The sequence below is a fragment of the Microbacterium sp. 05N427 genome (genome assembly GCF_056397105.1).
In genome coordinates, this window is sequence record NZ_JBFTMT010000008.1 from 62,373 (window position 1) to 81,809 (window position 19,437).

Consider the following 19,437-nt stretch of genomic DNA (forward strand, 5'->3'; position numbering starts at 1 on the left):
GGGCATAGTGTTCTCGCATGACCGACGTCGCACTGATCACCGGAACCTCCTCGGGCATGGGCCTGCATGCCGCTGTCGAGCTCGCTCGTCGCGGGCTTCACGTGGTCGCCACGATGCGCGACGTGGGTCGCGCCGCGCCGCTGCGCGAGGCAGCGGCCGCCGCCGGCGTCGAGATCGACGTGCGCGCGCTCGATGTCGTGGACCACGCCGCGGCCGCACGGCTGGTCACCGAGATCGAGGCCGAGCGGGGCGGGATCCATGTGCTCGTGAACAACGCGGGACAGGGGAGCGTCGCCACGGCGGAGCAGCTGAGCATGCAGCAGGTGCAGGACCAGCTGGACATCAACTACCTGGCGCCGGTGAACCTCACGAAGCTCGTGCTCCCCGGGATGCGCGAGCGCGGCGACGGTCGGATCCTCACCGTCACGAGCGTCGGCGGAACCGTCGGCCAGCCCTTCGCCGACGCCTACTGCGGGGCGAAGTTCGCCGTGGAGGGCTTCATGCAGTCGCTCGCGGTGGTCGCGGAGCGCTTCGGCATCCGTGTCAGCGTGATCGAGCCGGCCGCGGTCTCGAGCTCGTTCGTGGAGAACGTGATCCGGCCGGACGAGCCAGGGCCGTACGCGGCTCTGCTCGGCGCCTACGTGAGCCGGACCGCCGGCGCCTTCGCGAGCGCACAGACGGCCGAGTCCGCCGGAGCCGCGATCGCCGCGGCAGTGATGTCGGACGAGTACCGCTTCCGCTGGCAGAGCTCGGAGCGCGCGACGGCCTTCGTGGGCGTCTCGCTCGCCGACCTCGACGGCGAGCGCGTGCTCGGCTTCACCCGGCCCTGGATCGCGGCGGGCTGACGCGGCTGGCAGGACCGCCCCGTCCGCGGCGGCGCCGGGTGCCGCGGCGGACTCGATAGGGTGGCGCGGTGACGAGCGCTCAGGATCAGGGTGACGCGGTGCGGGTCGCGATACCCGCAGGACCGCCGTGGCGCGAGCCCGGCATGCCCGCACTGCTCGCGATGACGACGTTCGCCTTCGCGGGATTCGCCGTGATGCTTCCCGTCGCGCCCATGCACATGGTCGCGCTCGGCGGGGACGAATTCCTCGCGGGGCTGGTCAACGCCGTGCTCATGGGCGCCACGATCCTCACCCAGCTCGTCGTGGAACGGATGCGTTCCTGGATGGGCTGGAGAGTCAGCCTCGCGCTCGCCTGCCTGCTGCTCGGCCTGCCTGCGCTCGGCGAGATCTTCGCGACGGAGCCAGGGCAGGTCCTGGCGCTCGCAGCCGTGCGCGGCATCGGTTTCGGCATCGTCACGGTGAGCGGATCCTCGGCGGTCGGCGCACTGTTCCCGCCCGAGCGACGCGGCCGCGCGATCGGCGCCTACGGGCTCGCGGTCGCGGGCGCCCAGCTCGTGCTCACCCCGATCTCGCCGTGGATCGCCGACCAGGCCGGCATGCCGGTCGCCCTGGCGGTCGCGGCGCTGCCCCTCGCGGGCTTCCCGTTCGCGCTCGCCGCGGGCAGCGCGATCGCGAAGCATGCGCGCGCCGCCGCAGCGGCCGACATCGCGAGCGGAGCCGGACCGGCGCAGGTTGCGCACGAGAGCCCGCGAGAAGAACGTCGTGCGCTCGCCCGGCTCTGGCCGCCCATCCTCGCGCTCACCGCGGTGACGTGCGCGGGCGGTGCCATCACCACGTTCACGCCGCAGTTCGTGCCCGATGCAGCGCTCACCGTCGTCGCCCTGTTCCTCTACACCGCCGCTGCCGCGTTCGCGCGCTGGGCGATGGGCGGTCCCGCTGACCGGCTCGGTGCCGATCGGTTCATCCTGCCGGGGCTCGGGGTCGCGGCGCTCGGTCTCGGAGCCATMGCGGCCGGCATCTCCGGGGCCGTCGGTGCCGCGAGCCCGATCCTGCTCATCGGCGGCGCGATCCTCGTCGGCACGGCGTTCGGCACCATGCAGAATGTGACCCTGGTGCGCGCGTTCGAGGTCGCGGGGGAGCACGCGAAGGGCGTCGCCAGCACCGCGTGGAACGTCGCGTTCGACGCGGGCACGGGGATCGGCGCGCTCGCGATCGGCGCCCTCGCGGCCCGGACATCGTTCACGCTGTCGTTCGTGGCGCTCACGCTGCTCTGCCTCGTCGTCGCCGGGATCCTCGCCGTCGTCCGCACGGTGACGCGGCCGGCCGGACCCACTCCATAGGCCCGCCTCGAAACTCACAGTCGGCGCACAGCTTCGCGGGACCAAATCCGGCTCGTCGCTCGTTCTCTCTGATGACGCCGCAGCCAGCGACGGCAGCAGAGGAGGATCACGATGAACCCCACCGACTACCGCAGAACCACCGAGGCGCTGAACGCGCTCACCGCCCACCAGTACACGGTCACGCAAGAGGGCGGCACTGAGCCACCCTTCCGCAACGCGTACTGGGACAACCACGATCCGGGCATCTACGTCGACGTGGTCTCGGGACAGCCGCTGTTCTCGTCGACGGACAAGTTCGACAGCGGAACGGGTTGGCCGAGTTTCACCCGGCCGATCGACCCCGCGGCCGTCACCACGACGACGGATCGCACCTTCGGCATGGTGCGCACCGAGGCGATCTCGGCCGGAGCCGGCAGCCACCTCGGCCACGTGTTCGACGACGGCCCGCGGGACGCCGGCGGACTGAGATACTGCATGAACTCGGCGGCGCTGCGCTTCATCCCGGCCGCCGCACTCGAGGAGCAGGGCTACGGCGCGTACCGTGGACTGTTCGAGACCACCACCCCGCAGACCCCAGAGGAGAACGCATCATGACCAGCGGACCCGCCGACACCGGATCCATCGCCCAGGTTCCGGGCGCCGAGACCGCCGTCCTCGCCGGCGGCTGCTTCTGGGGGATGGAGGATCTCATCCGCCGTCAGCCCGGTGTGCTCGGCACGCGCGTCGGCTACACGGGCGGCAGCAACGACCACGCCACCTACCGGAACCATCCGGGGCACGCGGAAGCCGTCGAGATCGTCTTCGATCCGTCGAAGACCACGTACCGCGACATCCTCGCGTTCTTCTTCCAGATCCACGATCCGTCGACCCTGAACCGTCAGGGCAACGACATCGGGGCGAGCTACCGCTCCGCGATCTTCCCGCTCAGCACCGAGCAGGAGCAGGTTGCGCGCGACACGATCGCCGACGTCGACGCCTCAGGTCTGTGGCCCGCCAAGGCGGTCACCACGATCGAGCCGAAGGGCCCGTTCTGGGAGGCCGAGCCCGAGCACCAGGACTACCTGGTGCGCTACCCGGACGGCTACACCTGCCACTTCCCGCGCGCGGGCTGGGTGCTGCCGCGTCGGAACGAGGCTGTCGCGCAGTAACCGTTCGACCAACGGGCCCGTCGGATCCTCTCCGACGGGCCCGTTGTCGTTTCCGGTTTGCTGCCGAGCCGCACCGGGCCGCAGGATGGAGCGGTGCGAGCGAGCGGATCCGAAGCGTGAGGGAGGTCTCACGGCGGGGGATGGTGCTGTCTCTGGCGCTGAGTGCCGTCGCGGGATACGTCGATGCGGTCGGCTTCATCGAGACCGGCGGATTCTTCGTGTCGTTCATGAGCGGGAACTCCACGCAGGCGGGAGTCGAGGTCTGGGCCGATGGGCCCGCCAGGGCGCTGCTTCCGCTCGCGCTCGTCGTCGCCTTCGTGATCGGCGTGGCTGCGGGCGGGGTCGTCGTCGGCGCTCACGCCCGGCGGCGCAGCGCTGTGGTGGCAGGCAGCGCGGTCGCTGTCGCCCTGAGCGCCGTCGTCGGCTTCGTCCTGCCGCACGCCGAGTGGCGTTTCGCCCTGCTGGCCTGCGCGATGGGCGCCCTCAACACCCTGTATCTGGCCGACGGCAGGGCACGGATCGCGATCACCTATGCCACGGGCACGCTGGTCAGCCTCGGACTCGCGCTCGCCGATCTCGTCACGGGCCGATCCTCGACGGCATGGCGTCGCCCGCTGCTGCTCTGGGCATCGCTCGCCGCGGGCGCGGTGACCGGCGCTGCGGCGCATCGGTGGCTGGACGGGGGAGCGCTGCTCGCCGCAGCGGTCATCCTCGCCGTCCTCGCCGTGGCCATCCGCACGGGCGTTCGACGGTAGGCGGAACGCCCGGCGGCGGCCGGGCCGGGTCGTTCTCGCGTTCAGCCGGAATGGCCCTCGCGAGCCGCCCTGGCGCGGAGGATCCGATCCTGCCAGTCGGCCGGTACCCGCTCGGCCGGGCCCGGAACGGACTGGTCCTCGGGGTGGCTCCGTGGCGGGGCGAGCTCTGGACCGTCGACCATCTGCGCGGTGCGGTAGTCCCAGAACCAGTCCTCGCCCGGCTCGTAGCTCTGGATGAACCGGTGTCCGGTCTCGGTGTAGTGCGCTGTGGCATGCTGCCCGAGCGAGTCGTCGCAGCATCCGACGTGCCCGCACTCCGCGCAGCGCCGCAGATGGAACCACCAGCCTCCCTCGCGTTCGCACTCGGCGCACCCCGGTCCCGAAGGCGGTCGTCTCGTATCGGTTCCCTGGATCATCTGCGACCTCCTGGCTTCGAACGGCGGATGACGTCGATCAGCGGATCAGATCGCCCTCGGCATCGCGAGGCCGCACAGGGTGCTCGCTGAGGATCGAGATCCGGTTGAACATGTTGATGGTCAGCGCGACCCATTCGGCCGCGGCGAAGACCTCGTCGCCGAGCAGACCGCGCGACGCCGCGAGGTCGGCCTCGGCCTCGTCGCCGAGGGGCATGCGGGTCGCGGCCTCGGCGATCGCCAGCATCGCTTTCTCTCGCTCCGAGTACAGCGACGATTCGCGCCACGCCGGGAGCACATCGAGCTGCTGCTGCGTGATGCCGGCGGCGCGAGCCTCGCGCATGTGCAGGTCGAGGCAGAACGCGCATGCGTTGAGCTGAGAGGCGCGCACCTTGATGAACTCGGCCTCCGCGGTGCTGAGACCACGTGCGGCGGTGGCCGCGGCCACCGCTTCGGAGTAGGCGGAGGCGGCTTTCCAAGCCTCGGGGATCGCCTTGTCCAGGTACGGGCGCATGCTGTTCCTCTCGAGCGCGTTCTGTTCGACGAGTTCAACGTACCGCGGCGCGCGGTGTTCCCTGGGCAGGGTCCGCGACGATGCCGGGGCCCACGTAGGATCCGATCATGCCCGCCTACTTCGAGCGCATCGACGCGTCCGCCTTCCGTCCGACCTCGGCCGTCGAGGGAGCATGGAGCACCGAGGAGCAGCACATCGCGCCGTCGCTGGGTCTCATCGCGCACGCGATCGAAACCGAGCACACCGAGCGCCGCGGCGGGGATCTGCAGCTCGGACGGATCTCGTACGACATCCTCGGCACGATCCCCCTCGAGCGCGTGGATCTCGACATCCGGATCCTTCGCCCCGGTCGCACGATCGAACTCGTCGAGGCGGTGCTCAGTCACGAGGGCCGCGCCGCGGTGATCGCCAGGGCCTGGTTCATGCAGACCGCGGATACCCGGATGCTGGCCGGCAGCGCGCTACCGGCGATGCCGGGCCGCGATGAGCTCGATCCCTGGGCGATGGGCGATCACTGGCCGGGCGGGGCTGTGCGCAGTGTGGACTTCCATCGCGGGCAGCGGCAGCCGGGGCACGCGTGGGGCTGGCTGCGGCCGCGCGTCCCGCTGCTGGAAGGGGAGCGGATCGGGCCGATCGCGCGGCTGCTTGGCATGGTCGACTTCGCCAACGGGCTGACGCTGCGCCTGGCTCCGACCGAAGTCGCGTTCCCGAACGTCGATCTCACCTGTCACCTGTTCGCGGTTCCCACGGGCGAATGGATCGGCTTCGACACCACGGTCTCGATCGGCCCGACCGGGCTCGGTCTCACCGACACGGTGCTGCACGACGAACGAGGACCGGTGGGGACGGTGCAGCAGATCCTCACCGTGCGACCCCTGCGCCCCTGAGGCGACCGGGGCGGAGTCAGGGCAGGAGGCCGGCGGTGCGGGCCAGCGTCACGGCCTCGGTCCGCCGGTGGGCGCCGAGCTTGCGCATCGCCCCACGCAGGTAGCTCTTCACCGTCTCGGCGGCGAGATCGAGGCGAACGCCGATCTCGGCGTTGGTGCAGCCGATGGCGACGAGTGCCAGCACGTCGGTCTCCCTGGTGGTCAGCGCCGGCCGCTCGCGTGCCGGCGCCGTCGTGGTGAGCCGGGCGGCGATGTCGTCGATACGACGGCGCAGTCCTTCGTCTCCGACGCTGCCGGCCAGAGCCCGCAACTCGGCGTGAGCGATCCGTACCTCCTCCCATTCCGGACGCGTCGGTGCCGTGCGGGCCTCGCGCATGAGCGCCGCCGTCTCCATGGCGCGCAGCCGCCGCACCGTGGCCTCGGACACCGCGATCTCGAACGCCAGCCGCTGCGCCGACTCCTGCATCGCGTCGAGCGTGCGGGCGCCGAGCTGGGCCGAGGTGCGCAGGGCTCCGTAGAGCACGGCCCGCACAGAGCCGTCGACGACCACGGGCGCCCCGACGATCGAGCGCAGCCGTTCCCGCGACACCGGCCCGTCGTACTGGTGGGTGATGCCGTCGTCGTGGAGGTAGTCCGTGACGGTCTGAATACGCGCGCCGGCGAGCACGCGGCCGCCGAGCCCGTTGCCCGAGCGGATCACCAGCCCGTCCAGCACGGAGGTCAGGCACCCGGCGGTCGCGGTGATCGGGTAGAGCCGACCGCTCCGATCCACCGCGCCGGCGAAGGCGACGAGCAGCCCGGTGTCGCGCCGCACTGCGGCGACGGCCGTCTTCAGCGAAGGCTCCACATCGACTCCTTGCGTCGATCACACTGTGCCACCCCCGGACCCACGGGTCCACCCCCGTTCGGGGGTGCCGCGCGAGGAGGGCACGCCGGATCCTGTGCTCATGCGCAATGAAGCACAGATCTCGTACTCGTCCGGAATCGCATCCACTCCTCTGCTCGGGCAGACCATCGGGGAGATGCTCGATCGGATCGCCGATCTGCATCCGGACCGGGAGGCGCTCGTGGAATCCGCCAGCGGGCGGCGCTGGACATTCGCCCAGCTGCGCGTCGAGATCGATCGGCTGGCACTCGGACTGCGCGCCCGGGGGGTGGAGAAGGGCGACCGGGTCGGCATCTGGTCGCCGAACTGCGCCGAATGGGTGATGACGCAGTACGCGACCGCGCGGCTCGGCGCGATCCTGGTCAACATCAATCCGGCCTATCGGACGAGCGAGGTCGAATACGTGATCGGGCAGTCCGGGCTGCGGCTCATGGTGAGTGCGGTCGCGTTTCGGACCACGGATTACGCGGCGATGCTCGCGGAGGTCGGGTTCGACGATGTGCTGTTCATCGGGACGCCCGCGTGGGACGAGACGCTCGCAGCCGGTGCGGCGGCGGATCCGGCGGCGCTCGCCGCGAGCGCCGCCGCGCTGACTTTCGACCAGCCCATCAACATCCAGTACACGTCAGGCACGACGGGGTTTCCCAAAGGCGCCACGCTCTCGCACCACAACATCCTCAACAACGGCTTCTTCGTGGGGGAGGGCGTGCACTACACCGAGGAGGACCGCGTGTGCGTGCCGGTGCCCCTCTATCACTGCTTCGGCATGGTCATGGGGGTGCTGGGCGCGCACTCGCACGGAGCGTGCGTCGTGCTGCCCGCGCCGGTCTTCGACCCCGGGAGGACGCTCGAGGCCGTGCACGCCGAGCGCTGCACGTCGCTGTACGGCGTGCCGACGATGTTCATCGCCGAACTCGCGCATCCGCGCTTCGGCGAGTTCGATCTGACATCGCTGCGCACCGGGATCATGGCCGGATCCCCGTGCCCGGTCGAGGTCATGGAGCGGGTGGTCGCCGAGATGCACATGCCGGAAGTGGCCATCTGCTACGGCATGACCGAGACGTCCCCGGTGTCCACCATGACCTCGCGTGAGGACGATCTCGCAGCGCGCACGCAAACCATCGGGGCCGTCATGCCGTTCGTCGAGGTGAAGATCGTCGACGAGGACGGCCTCGTCGTCCCGCGCGGGACTCCGGGGGAGTTCTGCACGCGCGGATACTCCGTCATGCTCGGTTACTGGGACGACCCGGACAAGACCGCCGAGGCGATCGACGCCGGACGCTGGATGCACACCGGCGACATCGCGACCATGGACCAGGACGGTCGGCTGAACATCGTCGGCCGGATCAAGGACATGATCCTGCGCGGCGGCGAGAACATCTACCCGCGGGAGATCGAGGAGTTCCTCTACCGCCACCCCGATGTCGGCGACGTGCAGGTGATCGGCGTGCCCGACGCGAAGTACGGCGAGGAGGTCATGGCCTGGATCGTGATGCGGCCGGAGGCGGAGCCGCTCACGGCGGAGGCGCTGCGGGAATTCGCCACGGGCCGTCTGGCCCACTTCAAGATCCCGCGGTACGTGCACCTCGTCGATGCGTTCCCGATGACCGTGACCGGCAAGGTGCGCAAGGTCGAGATGCGCGAGAAAGCCGTCGAGATCCTGGGGCTGTAGTCAGGCCGGCGCCACGGGCTGGCGCAGGATCGTGCGGCGCTTCTCGGGAGCCACCCTGCGCGCGTCGCTCAGATAGATCTCGTGATGCCGACCCGCCAGACGCAGGTCCTGCTCCGGGATCACCTCGTCATGCAGGCGTTCGAGGAGCGGCGCCTCGTCGTCGAAGGATCCGACGTGCAGCGTCTGCATGCACAGACCCTCCGACAGAGGGAGGATCCGCAGATCATCGAGTCGCGGCGGGGCCTTCTTCGCGCGGACGGTCGTGACCGCGGCGTCCACGAGCGCGTCCTCGATCCACTCGGGGACGAGGAGCAGCATCGTCCAGTCCCAGCGCGACTTGTCTCGCGCCGTCGTGAACGCGTCCATGTCGTCCGCCCACCACAGTCCCTCCAGCGGCGGGACGACGTAGTCCCTGTCGAGCTCGCGCTTGCTGGCGAACTTCAGCGCGTAAGCGACCGGGTACAGCGTCTCGAGGGCCTCCGCGTAGGCGGGATCCGAGTTCGGGTCGCCGTGTCCGTCGATCGCGAGGTAGCGGCTCGCGGGCAGGTCGACGAGGCGGAACTCGCCGGTGCGCGCACGGTAGCCGTCCAGGCTCTTGGTGAGGTCGATCTTGGTCCCCGTCGTCATAGAGGCATCCCAGCACGAGGGTCGGACATCGGATCGGAGCCGACACCTCAGGAACGGGCATACCGTTGAGGGTGGACGCGAACGCTGCGCCCACGGCAACGACAGAGAGAAGCACGATGAGCACCCCGGGTCTGGAGAACGACGTCACCGAGAAGTTCAAGGGGGCGTTCCGTCACCATCCCGCCGGCGTCGCGCTGGTGACGGGAGTCGCTCCGGACGGTCCCGTGGGGCTCACCCTGTCGAGCGTCGCGTCGGTGAGCGCCGACCCCGCCGTGCTCGTCTTCTCCGTCACGCGCGCGACCGGCAGCGCCGGCGGAATACTCGCGGCGCCCAGTGCGCTCGTGCACTTCCTCGTCGCCGGGCAGGAGCACATCGCGGACGCGTTCGCCCGCACGGGCCAGCCGCGCTTCACCCCCGAGCAGGGGTTCCAGATGCTGCCCACGGGCGAGCCGTTCCTGCCGACGGCCCGAGTCGCGGTGCGCGGCACCATCCGCGAGACGCACCCGGTCGGCCCCTCGGCGCTCGTGCTGCTGGATGTGCTCGATGTGATCGAGGGCACTCCCGGTGCGCCGCTGCTCTACGTCGACCGCCACTACGACAGCCTGGTCTCTTCGGCGGCCGCGGTCGAGGTACCGCGGGGCTGATCGCCGCTCCCCGTCCGGACGGCTTGCCAGCCGGAGCGTTCTGAACGAAGGTGGAGCCATGTCCGTGACCCTGATCCTTCCGCTCTCCGCGCCGCTCGGCGTCGGACGCATCGTCGCCGTGGACGAGGAGTCCCGTGCGGTGCGCATCCGCGACCTGACCACGGGCGTCGTCTACCGCGTGCCGGGATCCGTCCTGCCCGAGCTCGGAGCGCTGCCCTGGCGGGGCCGCGTGGAGGCGTGCAGCGTGCTGGCGACCGAGGAGGGCGTGGTCACCGAGCTCGTGCTCGACGCGGTCCCGGGCGGTGCCGTCGATCTCCGCGGATCCGCTGTCGCGCTCGAAGGCGCAGAGGAGGCGGCGGCCGCCGCCAAGGCGCAGGCCGCGATCTGGGGCGGCACGGATCGTCCCCCGCAGGAGGAGCAGCCGCGCTTCTGGTGAGCGCAGTTTTGTACTACGATGTTCTGTAGTACAAAACTGATGGAGGCGATGTGCGGGTCGTGGTGCATCCGAGAGTCTCGGCGAAACGCCCGGAGCTGACCGAGGACGATATTCGATCAGCTTTCGAAGGAGCGCTTCGTTCGCGTGCCAGGGATACCGATCCGGTGCAGTGGGTCGGCGTGGGGATGGACTCCCACGGACGGCTGCTGGAGTTCATCGCGGTGGAGACGCAGCCGGACGTCTGGCTCGTCTTTCATGGAATGCCGGCGACCAAGAAAGTGCTTCATGAAGTGGGGCTAGGGAGGTAGGAATGATGAGCAGGCACACAGCGGCCAACGGAACGACGTTCACGGACGAAGACATCGAGCAGTGGGCGACGGAGGCCGAATCGGATGCAGGCTACGCGGGTAGCCATCTTGGCCCGGCCGTTCCTGGGCGCCCTGTCAGCGTCGGGGCGCAGGCGCGGCCTTTCACTCTTCGTCTTGACGCGAAGCGGCGCGCAAAGCTGGATGAGATCGCGCAGGAGCGGCACATGACGGCCTCCCAGCTCGTGCGCGACCTGATCGATGCGCTGTGACCGCGTCATTGAAAATCTCTTGATCTGAGCGGCACGCCCACCTGCAGCGGCTCGAACGCATCGGCCAGCAGGTTGGTGACGCCCTCGGGGGAGCGTTCCAGGATGCCGCGCACGATCAGTGCGGGTGACTCCCGGGCGATCCGGCGGTAGCGCAGCCACACCCCCTGCGTGCAGATGACGTTCACCAGTCCGTGCTCGTCCTCGAGGTTGAGGAAGGTCACGCCGCCCGCCGTGGACGGGCGCTGCCGGTGGGTCACGAGGCCCGCCGTCTCGACCCGTCGACCGTTCTCGTGCGTGCGCAACGCGGAGGAGCTCAGCACCCCGCGCGCGTCCAGCCCGGGGCGGAAGTGCGCGAGCGGGTGGTCGTCGGTGGAGACCCCGGTCGCCCAGAGGTCGGCGGTGAGGATCTCGTAGCTGGTCTGATCGCCGAACAGGGGCGGCTGCACCGCGACCACCGTGTCGGGCAGATAGCGGGCGCGGTCCTCCGCCGCGGATCCGGCCAGCCAGATCGCCTCCCGGCGCTGCAGCCCGAGGGAGTCGAACGCCCCTGAGGTGGCGAGGGACTCCACCTGGGAGGCGGTGAGATCGGTGCGGCGCACGAGGTCGTTCAGATCCCGGTACGGATCGCGGGCCTCGCGTTCGGCGACGATCCGCTCGGCCGTCTTCTCGCCGATCCCGGTGACGCCGGCGAGCCCGAGACGGACGGCGAAGCGTCCGTCCCTGCGATGCGCAGCGGTCTCGTCCGCGGCTTTCGGATCGAACGGGTCCGGATCCGTGCCGAAAGGACGGGCCGGGAGCTGATGCGCGCACGACTCCCGTCCGGTGCGCCCGGTTGTCGCCGGATCCACCGGTTCCAGGGTCTCCGTCGCCCCGGACAGGCGGATGTCGGGCCGGCGCACCTCGACCCCGTGCCTGCGGGCGTCGCCGGTGAGGGTCGCTGCGGAGTAGAACCCCATGGGCTGAGAGCGGAGGAGTCCGGCGAGGAACGCGGCGGGGTAGTGCAGCTTGAGCCAGGAGCTCGCGTACACGAGCAACGCGAACGAGAGCGAGTGGGATTCCGCGAAGCCGAAGTCGGAGAAGGCCTGGATCTGCGCGTAGATGCGATCCGCGGTCTCCTCATCCAGCCCGTGCCGGTGCATGCCCGTATACAGGCTCTCCCGGATGCTGTCGATCTTCTCCAGTCCCCGCTTGGACCCCATCGCGCGGCGCAGCGTGTCGGCCTCGTCGGCGGTGCAGTCGCCGAGCGTGGTCGCCATCTGGATCAGCTGCTCCTGGAAGACCGGGATGCCCAGCGTGCGACTCAGCACCGGCTCCAGCATCGGATGCGCGTAGGTGACCTTCTCCTGGCCGAGCTTGCGGCGCACGAAGGGGTGCACAGCCCCGCCCTGGATGGGACCGGGGCGGATGAGGGCGATCTGGATCGCGAGTTCGTAGAACTCCCTCGGCTGCAGACGGGGGAGCAGGCCCATCTGCGCGCGGGACTCGACCTGGAACACCCCGATCGTGTCGGCGCGGCAGAGCATGTCGTAGACCGCGGGCTCCTCCTTCGGCAGGGAGTCCAGCGTCCATTCCTCGCCGGTGGCCTCGCGGACCAGGTCGAAGCAGTGCCGCAGGGCGGAGAGCATCCCGAGCCCGAGCAGGTCGAACTTCACCAGGCCCATCCAGGCCGCGGCATCCTTGTCCCACTGGATGACGGTGCGCTTCTCCATCCGGGCGTGCTCGACGGGAACGACCTCGCCGACCGGACGTCGGGTGAGCACCATGCCGCCGGAGTGGATTCCCAGGTGGCGGGGCGCGCGCAGCAGCTCATCGGCATAGGCGACCACCTGCTCCGGGATGTCATGGTCGGGGGCGGGGCTCAGATCCAGCCCCCAGCGCTCCACCTGACGCGACCAGGCGTCCTGCTGGCCCGGGGAGTGCCCGAGCGCGCGGGCTATGTCGCGCACCGCGTTCTTCGGGCGGTACTGGATGACGTTCGCGACCTGTGCCGCGTTCTCCCGGCCGTAGGTCTCGTAGACCCACTGGATGATCTCCTCCCGCCGCCCCGAGTCGAAGTCGACGTCGATGTCGGGCTCCTCGGTGCGGGTGGTGGCGAGGAAGCGCTCGAAGGGCAGGCCGTAGAGGATCGGATCCACCGCGGTGATGCCGAGCAGGTAGCAGACCACGCTCGCGGCGGCGGATCCGCGTCCCTGGCAGAGGATCCCGCGGGTCTTCGCCTCGTCCACGATCCCGTGCACGATGAGGAAGTAGCCCGGGAAATCCTTCTCCTCGATCACGTTCAGCTCCCGCTCGATGCGGCTTCTCCCCTCGGCGGTGAGCTCCTTGGGGGTGTGCTCCGGATACTTCTCCGGCACTGCCGCCCAGACCAGCGCCCGCAGGTGGCTCATCGGGGTCTCGCCCGCGGGCACGCTCATCGTGGGCAGGGCGGGCTTTGCGCGGCGCAGCGGGAAGGCGCAGGCCTCGGCGATCTCGAGGCCCGCCGAGATCGCCCCCGGGTAGCGGGCGAAGCGCGCCGTCATCTCCGCCCCCGAGCGCAGGTGCGCCGTGCCGTGCGCCGGCAGCCAGCCCTCGAGCTCCCGCATGCTGCGGGTGGCGCGCACGGCGGCGATCGCCTCGGCGAGCTCTGCCCGCTCCGGCGCGGCGTAGTGCACGTTGTTCGTCGCGACCATGGGCAGGCCGTGCCGGAGCGCGAGGGCGGCGAGAGCGTCGTTTCGCCGGCTGTCGAGCGGATCGCCGTGGTCGATGAGCTCGACGGCGACCCGGTCCGTGCCGAACAGGTCGACGAGGGCGAGCAGGGCCCGCTCGGCGCCCTCCGGCCCCTCCCGTTCGAGGGCGCTGCGGACGCCGCCCTTGCGGCAGCCGGTGAGGATCGTCCAGTGCCCCTCGGCGCGGTTCGCCAGCGACTCGGGTTCGTAGAACGGCCGCCCCTTCTCGCCCCCGCGCAGCTGCGCCTCGGTGATCGCGGCGGAGAGGCGGTGATAGCCCTCCTCGCCACGGGCCAGCACGAGCAGGTGCTCGCCGAGCGGATCCGGGAGGCCCCGGCGCTCCGGGGGCGGCAGGAGCCCGGTGTGACCCCGGGCGCGGGGACCGTGCGCATCGGGACCGGGGAGCGACAGCTCCGCCCCGAACACGGTCTGCAGCGGCGGTCCGGCGTCCTCCGGCCCCTCCGGCCCCTCCGGCCTCGTGTTCTTCTCCGCGTTCTTCTCCGCGTTCGCCAGGGACTCCGCGGCCTCGGCGAAACTCGCGGCGCCGTAGAAGCCGTCGTGGTCGGTGATCGCGAGGGCGGTGAGCCCGAGCCGCTGCGCCTCGGCGATGAGATCCTCGGGGGAGGAGGCGCCGTCGAGGAACGAGTACGAGGAGTGCGCGTGCAGCTCGGCATAGGGGACCGCGTTCTTCGGGCGCTCGATCCCGTCCAGCCGGATGGGCGGGCGTTTGTGCATGCGTGAGGGCGCATCCACCGCGATCTGCTGATGCAGTGGACCGGCACCGTCCGGGGTCTCGCCGCGGGGGGCTCGGTCGCGAGATCCTCTGCCGCTGAGAGTGCGCTCCAGCGCGGCCCATGACATGTCCGGATTGTGAAAACCCATCAGTGGTACCTCCCCTCGGCCCACCATTGGTTGCCACCGGCTTCGCCGGCGTCGGCGACATGAAGCACCAGCCAGGCCCGCTCCTGCTCGTCCACGAGCTGCAGGCGTTCGCCGCGGAACGAGCCTGCCGGATCCCCGCGCCGGTCCCGCACCGGCCAGGGGCCCGCCCAGGAGAGCACCGCGCACGCGTCCACGGCCGCCGGCTCGGCGGTGAGCAGCCCGCGACCGTCGATCTCGACCGTGCTGCCGTCGGCCGCGGTCACCGTGATCGGCCGCGGCGGTGCGAACACCTCCGCCGGCAGCGGATCCGGCAGCTGCCCCGGCCAGGGCTGATCCGCGGGCCGGGCCGGCACGACCCGCTCGCCCCAGGGGGTGAGCTGCTGCCGGTCGGAGACGAGGCGTCCGCCGGCCACGACGGCGGTGACCACGCCCTCGTGGCCGAGCAGGGTCTGCACGCGGGAGACGGCGTGATGCAGCCGCTCGTCGGTGCCGGATCCGAACAGGCCGGGCTGGTGGTGCGCGGCATCGTCGACGGCGATGGGGGCGATCCATACTCGGACGATGCCCCGGAACCGGTGCGCCTCGTCGTCGTCGCCGGAAGCGGCGGTCTCGGCGGCCAGCGACTCCAGCTGCCAGCGGACGCGGTCGACCAGGTCGGAGGCCTCGAAGCAGGTGGGATGCAGCCAGGTGCGCGAGGTGACCTGCTCGTCGTCGTCCGTGAGATCGATCCGCACCTCGGTGCACACCAGCGAGGCCTTCGCGAGGGCGAGGATCACGGCATCCGCACTCTGCCGGACGGCGAACGCGATCTGGTCGGACTGCCCGAGGGGCGACTCGAACTCGATCTCCGACACGAGCTCCGGATCCGGCGGGCGCGGCACGACGGGCCGGGAGTCCGCGCCCGCGGCCAGGGCGTGCAGGCGCGCGCCGTGCTCGCCGAAGCGCGCCCGCAGCCGTTCCGCACCGAGAGCGGTGAGCTCGCCGAGGGTGCGCACGCCGAGGCGGAGCAGCAGCGCGGTCACCTCCGGATCCTGCAGGGCCTGCACGGGCAGTGGGGCGAGGAAGGCGGCCGAGGCCCCTGCGTCGACCACGAGCACCGGATCCGCGCCGCGCGCCGCGAGCTCGGCCGTGAACGGCCCGTCCGCGACACCGATCCGCACCTCGGGATGCCCCGCCTCGGCGAGTCGGACGTGCAGGGCGCGCGCCGCCTCGCCCTCCCCGCCGTGGAAGCGTGCGACGCCGCGGGCGCGGAGCAGGGCGAGCCCCGGTCGGAGCAGCTGCGCGCCGGGGGCCTGCTCCTCGATCAGGCGCAGGACGGGCAGGAACGCCCGCTCGTCCCTGGCCGGATCCGCGGGCAGGATGCGCAGGTTCGGCAGCAGCCCCTGCGCCTCCCTGCGGCGCTGCCCGACCCGGACGCCGTGGGCCCGCGCCGCCGCACTGCAGGCGACCACCCTGTTCGCATGCAGGATCGCCGCGGGCTCGCCCTGGCCGGCGCCCAGGGCCGCGCGCAGGGGCCAATCCGGGAACCACAGCACGATCACCCGGACGGGCTCGCGCATCGCGGGGCTCATCCCGCCACCGCCAGGAGCGCGGGTGCATCGGCGAGCGGACGCGGGGCGGCGTGCATGGACGGGAGTGGGACGAGCCGGGGCGCCGTCGGGGCGACGGCCTCGACCATGCCGTGGGCGCCCGGCAGCCGCACCCGCACGCTCTGCGGCGCGGGGGAGCGGCGGGTGCGCGCGGTGACCGTCACCTCGCACTCCTCCAGCGCTCCCCAGCCGGATCCCAGCCCTCGCCAGTGGGGATCGTGCACCTGAAGGGATCCCTCGCTCTGCGGCCAGGCGGCGGAGGCACCCGATGCGCCGGAGACGACCAGCAGCGTGCAGCCGCGATCGCGGAGCCGGGCGCTCAGCCGGCTCAGCTCCGCGTCCCGCACCGAGGAGGAGGGGCGGATCGCGATGAGCGGGATCACCTCGCTCAGCGCGGAGACGACGGAGAGCCAGCGCGGACCAGGGGCGGGGACGAGAAGGAGGCGGTCCAGATCCACGCCGTGCCCGGCCAGGGCCTCGACGCCCAGTGTGGGCATGCCGACGGCGGCGCACCACGCGCCGGTGCGCGAGGCGCCGGCGAGAAGCGCCCCGATGAGCCCAGGGGAGGGGGAGAGCGTGTACGTCGTGCCGACCTGGAGACCCCCTTCGGGGAGGATCGGGGCGAGGGGCGGGGGGACCGGGATCAGCGGTAGATCGCTCCGGCGGCGTTGCATGCGGGTGATCTCGCGGCGCAGGCGCACCACATCCTCGGCGCGGGTGTCGGCGTCGGGGGCGATCATGGAAGCGAGCGTCATCCCCATGACCTCCATTCTCGAATATCTCTTCTAATACTGCAACATCAAAGAAGACGATAACTCGTACATCCGACATGGAGGTCGGGTGCCGCGCGAATGACGCGGTGGAGTCGTTGCACCGTGGCCCACTGTCCGGAAACCGGCGCACTATCGATGAAGTCTGTCGGTGACCGGCGCATCGTTTGACCGGAAACGTGAAATCGGGCGATGAAGGCGAACTTTTCGCGTCCTAGGCTCGCGCCATCCCGAATCCGTAGGAGGACAGAGATGTCTCATTCGTCGAACGATGGTGTTCGTCATCAGTTGCGACGTGAATTCACGTTGTGGTCCGCAGCCGCCGTGGCGTTCGCGTTCATCTCCCCGATCGTCGCCCTCTACTCGATCTTCGGTCTCCTGCTCGGAGCAGCCGGGGCCTCGGGCTGGTGGGCTTTCCCGATCGTGCTCGTCGGTCAGCTTCTCGTCGCCCTGGCCTTCGGCGAACTCGCGTCACGGTGGCCGATCGAGGGAAGCGTCTACCAATGGGTGCGCCGTCTTGCGTCTCAGGGGCTCGGCTGGCTGACCGGCTGGCTCTACGCCTGGACGCTGGCGATCTCCAGCGCATCCGTGGCGTACAGCGCCGCGATGTTCGTCGGACCTGCTCTGGGCTTCGGCTCGTTGAACACCGGCTGGTCGCTCACGGTCGCGTTCGTCGTGCTCGCGATCGCCACCGCGGTCAACATCGCAGGACGCAGGTGGATCAAGTACCTCGTCTCCGCCGCCCTCATCGCGGAGCTCCTCGGCAGCGTCGCCGTGGGCTGCTACTTGCTGATCTTCCACAGGGTGAACTCAATAGACGTCCTTTTCAGCGGCTTCGGAAACGGCACCATGACGTGGGCAGGATTCGCCGCCGCTCTCGCCTTCGTCGGCTGGTCCTTCGTCGGCTTCGAATCGGCGGGTTCGATCAGTGAGGAGGTCCGAGGCCCTCGCCGAGCCGTGCCCAAGGCGATGATCGCCTCGGTGCTCTGCGTCGGAGCGGTCGTGACGTTCGCCGCTCTCGCCGTGATCCTCGCGATCCCGGACCTGAAGGCCCTCGGCGAAGGCGACCCCGTGGTGGACACCCTCACGACGCAGCTCGGCGCGGGGGTCGCGCAACCGATCTTCATCCTGTTCCTGGTCGCGTTCCTGGCGACGCTGATCGCCGTCCAGACCTCCGCATCTCGCATGGTCTTCGCTCTCGCGCGAGACTATGCGCTTCCGTTCGCGCCGCGGCTTCGACGGCTGCGCACCTCTGACCAGATGCCCGTCACCGCCGTCGTCGTGGTCGCCATCGCTTCTGGCGCGATCCTGCTGACGAGCCTGATCGGCAACGTGTACAGCACTCTCATCGGTTTCACCGTCGGAGGCTTCTTCGTCACCTTCCTGCTCGTGCTCTGCTCGTTCGTGTGGGCGCGCATGCGTCGGACGTGGACTCCTGGGCCTTTCGGACTCCGGGCCCTCGGATGGCCGGTGACGATCATCGCGTGCGCATGGACGATCTTCGAGTTCATCAACATCGCCTGGCCGCGCACCCCGGAGGCCCCGTGGTTCGTCGACTGGGCTGTCCCGCTCATGATCGCGCTGCTCGCAGCCGTCGGCCTGGCGGTCTATTCGCGAGTTCGAGGTCGGATCAGTCCGCCCGTCGAACCGCCTGCGGATGACGAGCAGGAAGAGCTCGACGCCGACACCCCTGCACCTCACAGTGCGAACACCACCACAGGACAAGAACACGACAAGGAAGTAGCAGCATGACCGCCCACCGCGCCCCCACCAACTTCGGATCGATCACCAGCGGTGTGATCTCGATGTTGGGTGCCCCCTACGTCCCCACTTCTGAGCTCGAAGGCTCAGGGGCGAAGGCGGCGTTCCTCGGCTTCCCGTTCGACGGAGCCAACGCTGCGATCGAGAGGCCGGGGTCCGCGAACGGACCTCGCGGACTCCGCATCGCGTCGAACATGACGTTCCCCTGGTCGTTCGAATGGGACATCGACCTGTTCCAGGCATACAACCTCGTGGATTGCGGCGACAGCCCTCTCGCGATCGGCAATGCGGTACGCACGCACGAGCTCGTCCAGAAGGAGATCGCGACGATTCTCGAATCCGGTGCCATCCCGATGATCATCGGCGGCGATCACTCCGTCTGCGTCCCCGGCACCCGTGCTCTCTCGGAGCACCTCGGCCCGGACAAGAAGATGGGCTACCTGCACCTCGACGCGCATCTCGACGCCGGCGAAGAGATCGGCGGCGAATACCAGACGAACTGCAGCGGGCTCGTGCGGGCGGCGGACCTCCCCAACGTGTCGAAGGAGAACATCGTCGCGATCGGCGCGCGGGGGACGATCAACGTCCCCGACTGGTGGGAGGCCGTCAAGCGCCGCGAGATCAACGTCTACACCATGAAGGACATCCGCTCGCGGCCGTTCGAGGAGGTCATCGCCGAGGCGCTCGACAAGGCCTGGGACGGCGTGGACGGCGTCTACGTCTCGTTCGACTGCGACGTCATCGACTCGGCCTATGCGCCAGGAACCACGGGCCCGGAACCCGGCGGTTTCACCGGCCCTGAGATCATCCGCATCGGCCAGATGATCGGAGAGCGCGGCATCTCGGCGGTCGACAACGTCGAACTGGCTCCGATCTACGACCCCAGCAACATCACGGCCCGGCTGGTGTGGGAGGTGCTGACCCAGATGCTGTACGCACACGCGAAGCACCACCTGTCGGCGTGATCCGGATGCGTACAGTAGTCC

19 protein-coding genes are annotated in these 19,437 nt (G+C 70.3%); 12 read left to right on the forward strand and 7 right to left on the reverse strand.

Annotated features, from left to right (window positions below):
• Positions 1 to 17 precede the first annotated feature (17 nt).
• The 5 genes from AC1DG4_RS10015 to AC1DG4_RS10035 all read left to right on the forward strand — a co-directional run bounded on the left by AC1DG4_RS10015 (position 18) and on the right by AC1DG4_RS10035 (position 4,088).
• Positions 18 to 845, forward strand: coding sequence for an SDR family NAD(P)-dependent oxidoreductase (locus tag AC1DG4_RS10015; protein ID WP_477381958.1), 828 nt, complete (start codon positions 18 to 20; stop codon positions 843 to 845).
• 68 nt (positions 846 to 913) lie between these two features.
• A complete protein-coding gene (locus AC1DG4_RS10020) occupies positions 914 to 2,185 on the forward strand; it encodes an MFS transporter (protein ID WP_477381957.1) in 1,272 nt (423 codons plus the stop codon).
• Between the two features lie 111 nt (positions 2,186 to 2,296).
• Positions 2,297 to 2,779, forward strand: coding sequence for a peptide-methionine (R)-S-oxide reductase MsrB (msrB, locus tag AC1DG4_RS10025; RefSeq protein WP_477381956.1), 483 nt, complete (start codon positions 2,297 to 2,299; stop codon positions 2,777 to 2,779).
• Positions 2,776 to 3,333 (forward strand): peptide-methionine (S)-S-oxide reductase MsrA, encoded by a 558-nt coding sequence (msrA, locus tag AC1DG4_RS10030; RefSeq protein ID WP_477381955.1) that lies wholly within the window; start codon positions 2,776 to 2,778, stop codon positions 3,331 to 3,333. Before msrB ends, msrA begins: the two co-directional genes overlap by 4 nt.
• Before the next feature lie 116 nt (positions 3,334 to 3,449).
• On the forward strand, positions 3,450 to 4,088 hold the full coding sequence (locus AC1DG4_RS10035; RefSeq protein WP_477381954.1) for a YoaK family protein: 639 nt from the start codon (positions 3,450 to 3,452) through the stop codon (positions 4,086 to 4,088).
• Positions 4,089 to 4,129: 41 nt separating this feature from the next.
• Here the strand turns inward: AC1DG4_RS10035 and AC1DG4_RS10040 are convergent, their stop codons facing one another.
• Positions 4,130 to 4,504 carry a UBP-type zinc finger domain-containing protein gene (locus AC1DG4_RS10040; RefSeq protein WP_477381953.1) on the reverse strand — a complete coding sequence of 125 codons (375 nt, stop codon included), beginning with the start codon at positions 4,502 to 4,504 and terminating at the stop codon, positions 4,130 to 4,132.
• Positions 4,505 to 4,541: 37 nt separating this feature from the next.
• Positions 4,542 to 5,015, reverse strand: coding sequence for a carboxymuconolactone decarboxylase family protein (locus AC1DG4_RS10045; protein ID WP_477381952.1), 474 nt, complete (start codon positions 5,013 to 5,015; stop codon positions 4,542 to 4,544).
• Between the two features lie 107 nt (positions 5,016 to 5,122).
• Between AC1DG4_RS10045 and AC1DG4_RS10050 the strand changes: the two genes are divergently transcribed.
• The gene (locus AC1DG4_RS10050) at positions 5,123 to 5,902 is read left to right on the forward strand and encodes a thioesterase family protein (protein WP_477381951.1); all 780 of its coding nucleotides are present in this window, start codon (positions 5,123 to 5,125) and stop codon (positions 5,900 to 5,902) included.
• Positions 5,903 to 5,918: 16 nt separating this feature from the next.
• Here the strand turns inward: AC1DG4_RS10050 and AC1DG4_RS10055 are convergent, their stop codons facing one another.
• Entirely contained in the window at positions 5,919 to 6,749 is an 831-nt protein-coding gene (locus AC1DG4_RS10055; protein WP_477381950.1) for a helix-turn-helix transcriptional regulator, read from the reverse strand.
• 100 nt (positions 6,750 to 6,849) lie between these two features.
• On the opposite strand from AC1DG4_RS10055, the gene AC1DG4_RS10060 reads away from it, so the two are divergent.
• Positions 6,850 to 8,460, forward strand: a complete 1,611-nt coding sequence (locus tag AC1DG4_RS10060) for an AMP-binding protein (protein WP_477381949.1) — start codon at positions 6,850 to 6,852, stop codon at positions 8,458 to 8,460.
• Here AC1DG4_RS10060 and AC1DG4_RS10065 read toward each other — a convergent pair whose 3' ends face one another.
• Entirely contained in the window at positions 8,461 to 9,087 is a 627-nt protein-coding gene (locus tag AC1DG4_RS10065; protein WP_477381948.1) for a GyrI-like domain-containing protein, read from the reverse strand.
• A gap of 116 nt (positions 9,088 to 9,203) precedes the next feature.
• Here AC1DG4_RS10065 and AC1DG4_RS10070 point away from each other — a divergent pair, with 116 nt between their 5' ends.
• From AC1DG4_RS10070 to AC1DG4_RS10080, 3 genes are all read left to right on the forward strand, one after another.
• Positions 9,204 to 9,731: a flavin reductase family protein gene (locus AC1DG4_RS10070; RefSeq protein ID WP_477381947.1), complete on the forward strand. Its 528-nt coding sequence runs from the start codon at positions 9,204 to 9,206 to the stop codon at positions 9,729 to 9,731.
• A gap of 58 nt (positions 9,732 to 9,789) precedes the next feature.
• The gene (locus tag AC1DG4_RS10075; protein ID WP_477381946.1) at positions 9,790 to 10,167 is read left to right on the forward strand and encodes a hypothetical protein; all 378 of its coding nucleotides are present in this window, start codon (positions 9,790 to 9,792) and stop codon (positions 10,165 to 10,167) included.
• Positions 10,168 to 10,480: 313 nt separating this feature from the next.
• Positions 10,481 to 10,744 (forward strand): CopG family transcriptional regulator, encoded by a 264-nt coding sequence (locus tag AC1DG4_RS10080; RefSeq protein ID WP_477381945.1) that lies wholly within the window; start codon positions 10,481 to 10,483, stop codon positions 10,742 to 10,744.
• Between the two features lie 5 nt (positions 10,745 to 10,749).
• Here the strand turns inward: AC1DG4_RS10080 and AC1DG4_RS10085 are convergent, their stop codons facing one another.
• The 3 genes from AC1DG4_RS10085 to AC1DG4_RS10095 are packed head-to-tail and all read right to left on the reverse strand — an operon-like array spanning position 10,750 to position 16,675.
• Positions 10,750 to 14,331, reverse strand: coding sequence for an error-prone DNA polymerase (locus AC1DG4_RS10085; RefSeq protein WP_477381944.1), 3,582 nt, complete (start codon positions 14,329 to 14,331; stop codon positions 10,750 to 10,752).
• On the reverse strand, positions 14,331 to 15,890 hold the full coding sequence (locus AC1DG4_RS10090) for a DNA polymerase Y family protein (protein WP_477381943.1): 1,560 nt from the start codon (positions 15,888 to 15,890) through the stop codon (positions 14,331 to 14,333). The genes AC1DG4_RS10085 and AC1DG4_RS10090 overlap by 1 nt, the downstream gene beginning before the upstream one ends.
• A gap of 8 nt (positions 15,891 to 15,898) precedes the next feature.
• Positions 15,899 to 16,675 carry a hypothetical protein gene (locus AC1DG4_RS10095; RefSeq protein WP_477381942.1) on the reverse strand — a complete coding sequence of 259 codons (777 nt, stop codon included), beginning with the start codon at positions 16,673 to 16,675 and terminating at the stop codon, positions 15,899 to 15,901.
• A 321-nt stretch (positions 16,676 to 16,996) separates the two neighbouring features.
• Here AC1DG4_RS10095 and AC1DG4_RS10100 point away from each other — a divergent pair, with 321 nt between their 5' ends.
• Both AC1DG4_RS10100 and AC1DG4_RS10105 read left to right on the forward strand, forming a co-directional pair.
• Positions 16,997 to 18,442 carry an APC family permease gene (locus AC1DG4_RS10100; protein ID WP_477381941.1) on the forward strand — a complete coding sequence of 482 codons (1,446 nt, stop codon included), beginning with the start codon at positions 16,997 to 16,999 and terminating at the stop codon, positions 18,440 to 18,442.
• Entirely contained in the window at positions 18,439 to 19,416 is a 978-nt protein-coding gene (locus tag AC1DG4_RS10105) for an agmatinase family protein (RefSeq protein ID WP_477381940.1), read from the forward strand. The genes AC1DG4_RS10100 and AC1DG4_RS10105 overlap by 4 nt, the downstream gene beginning before the upstream one ends.
• Positions 19,417 to 19,437: the final 21 nt, after the last annotated feature.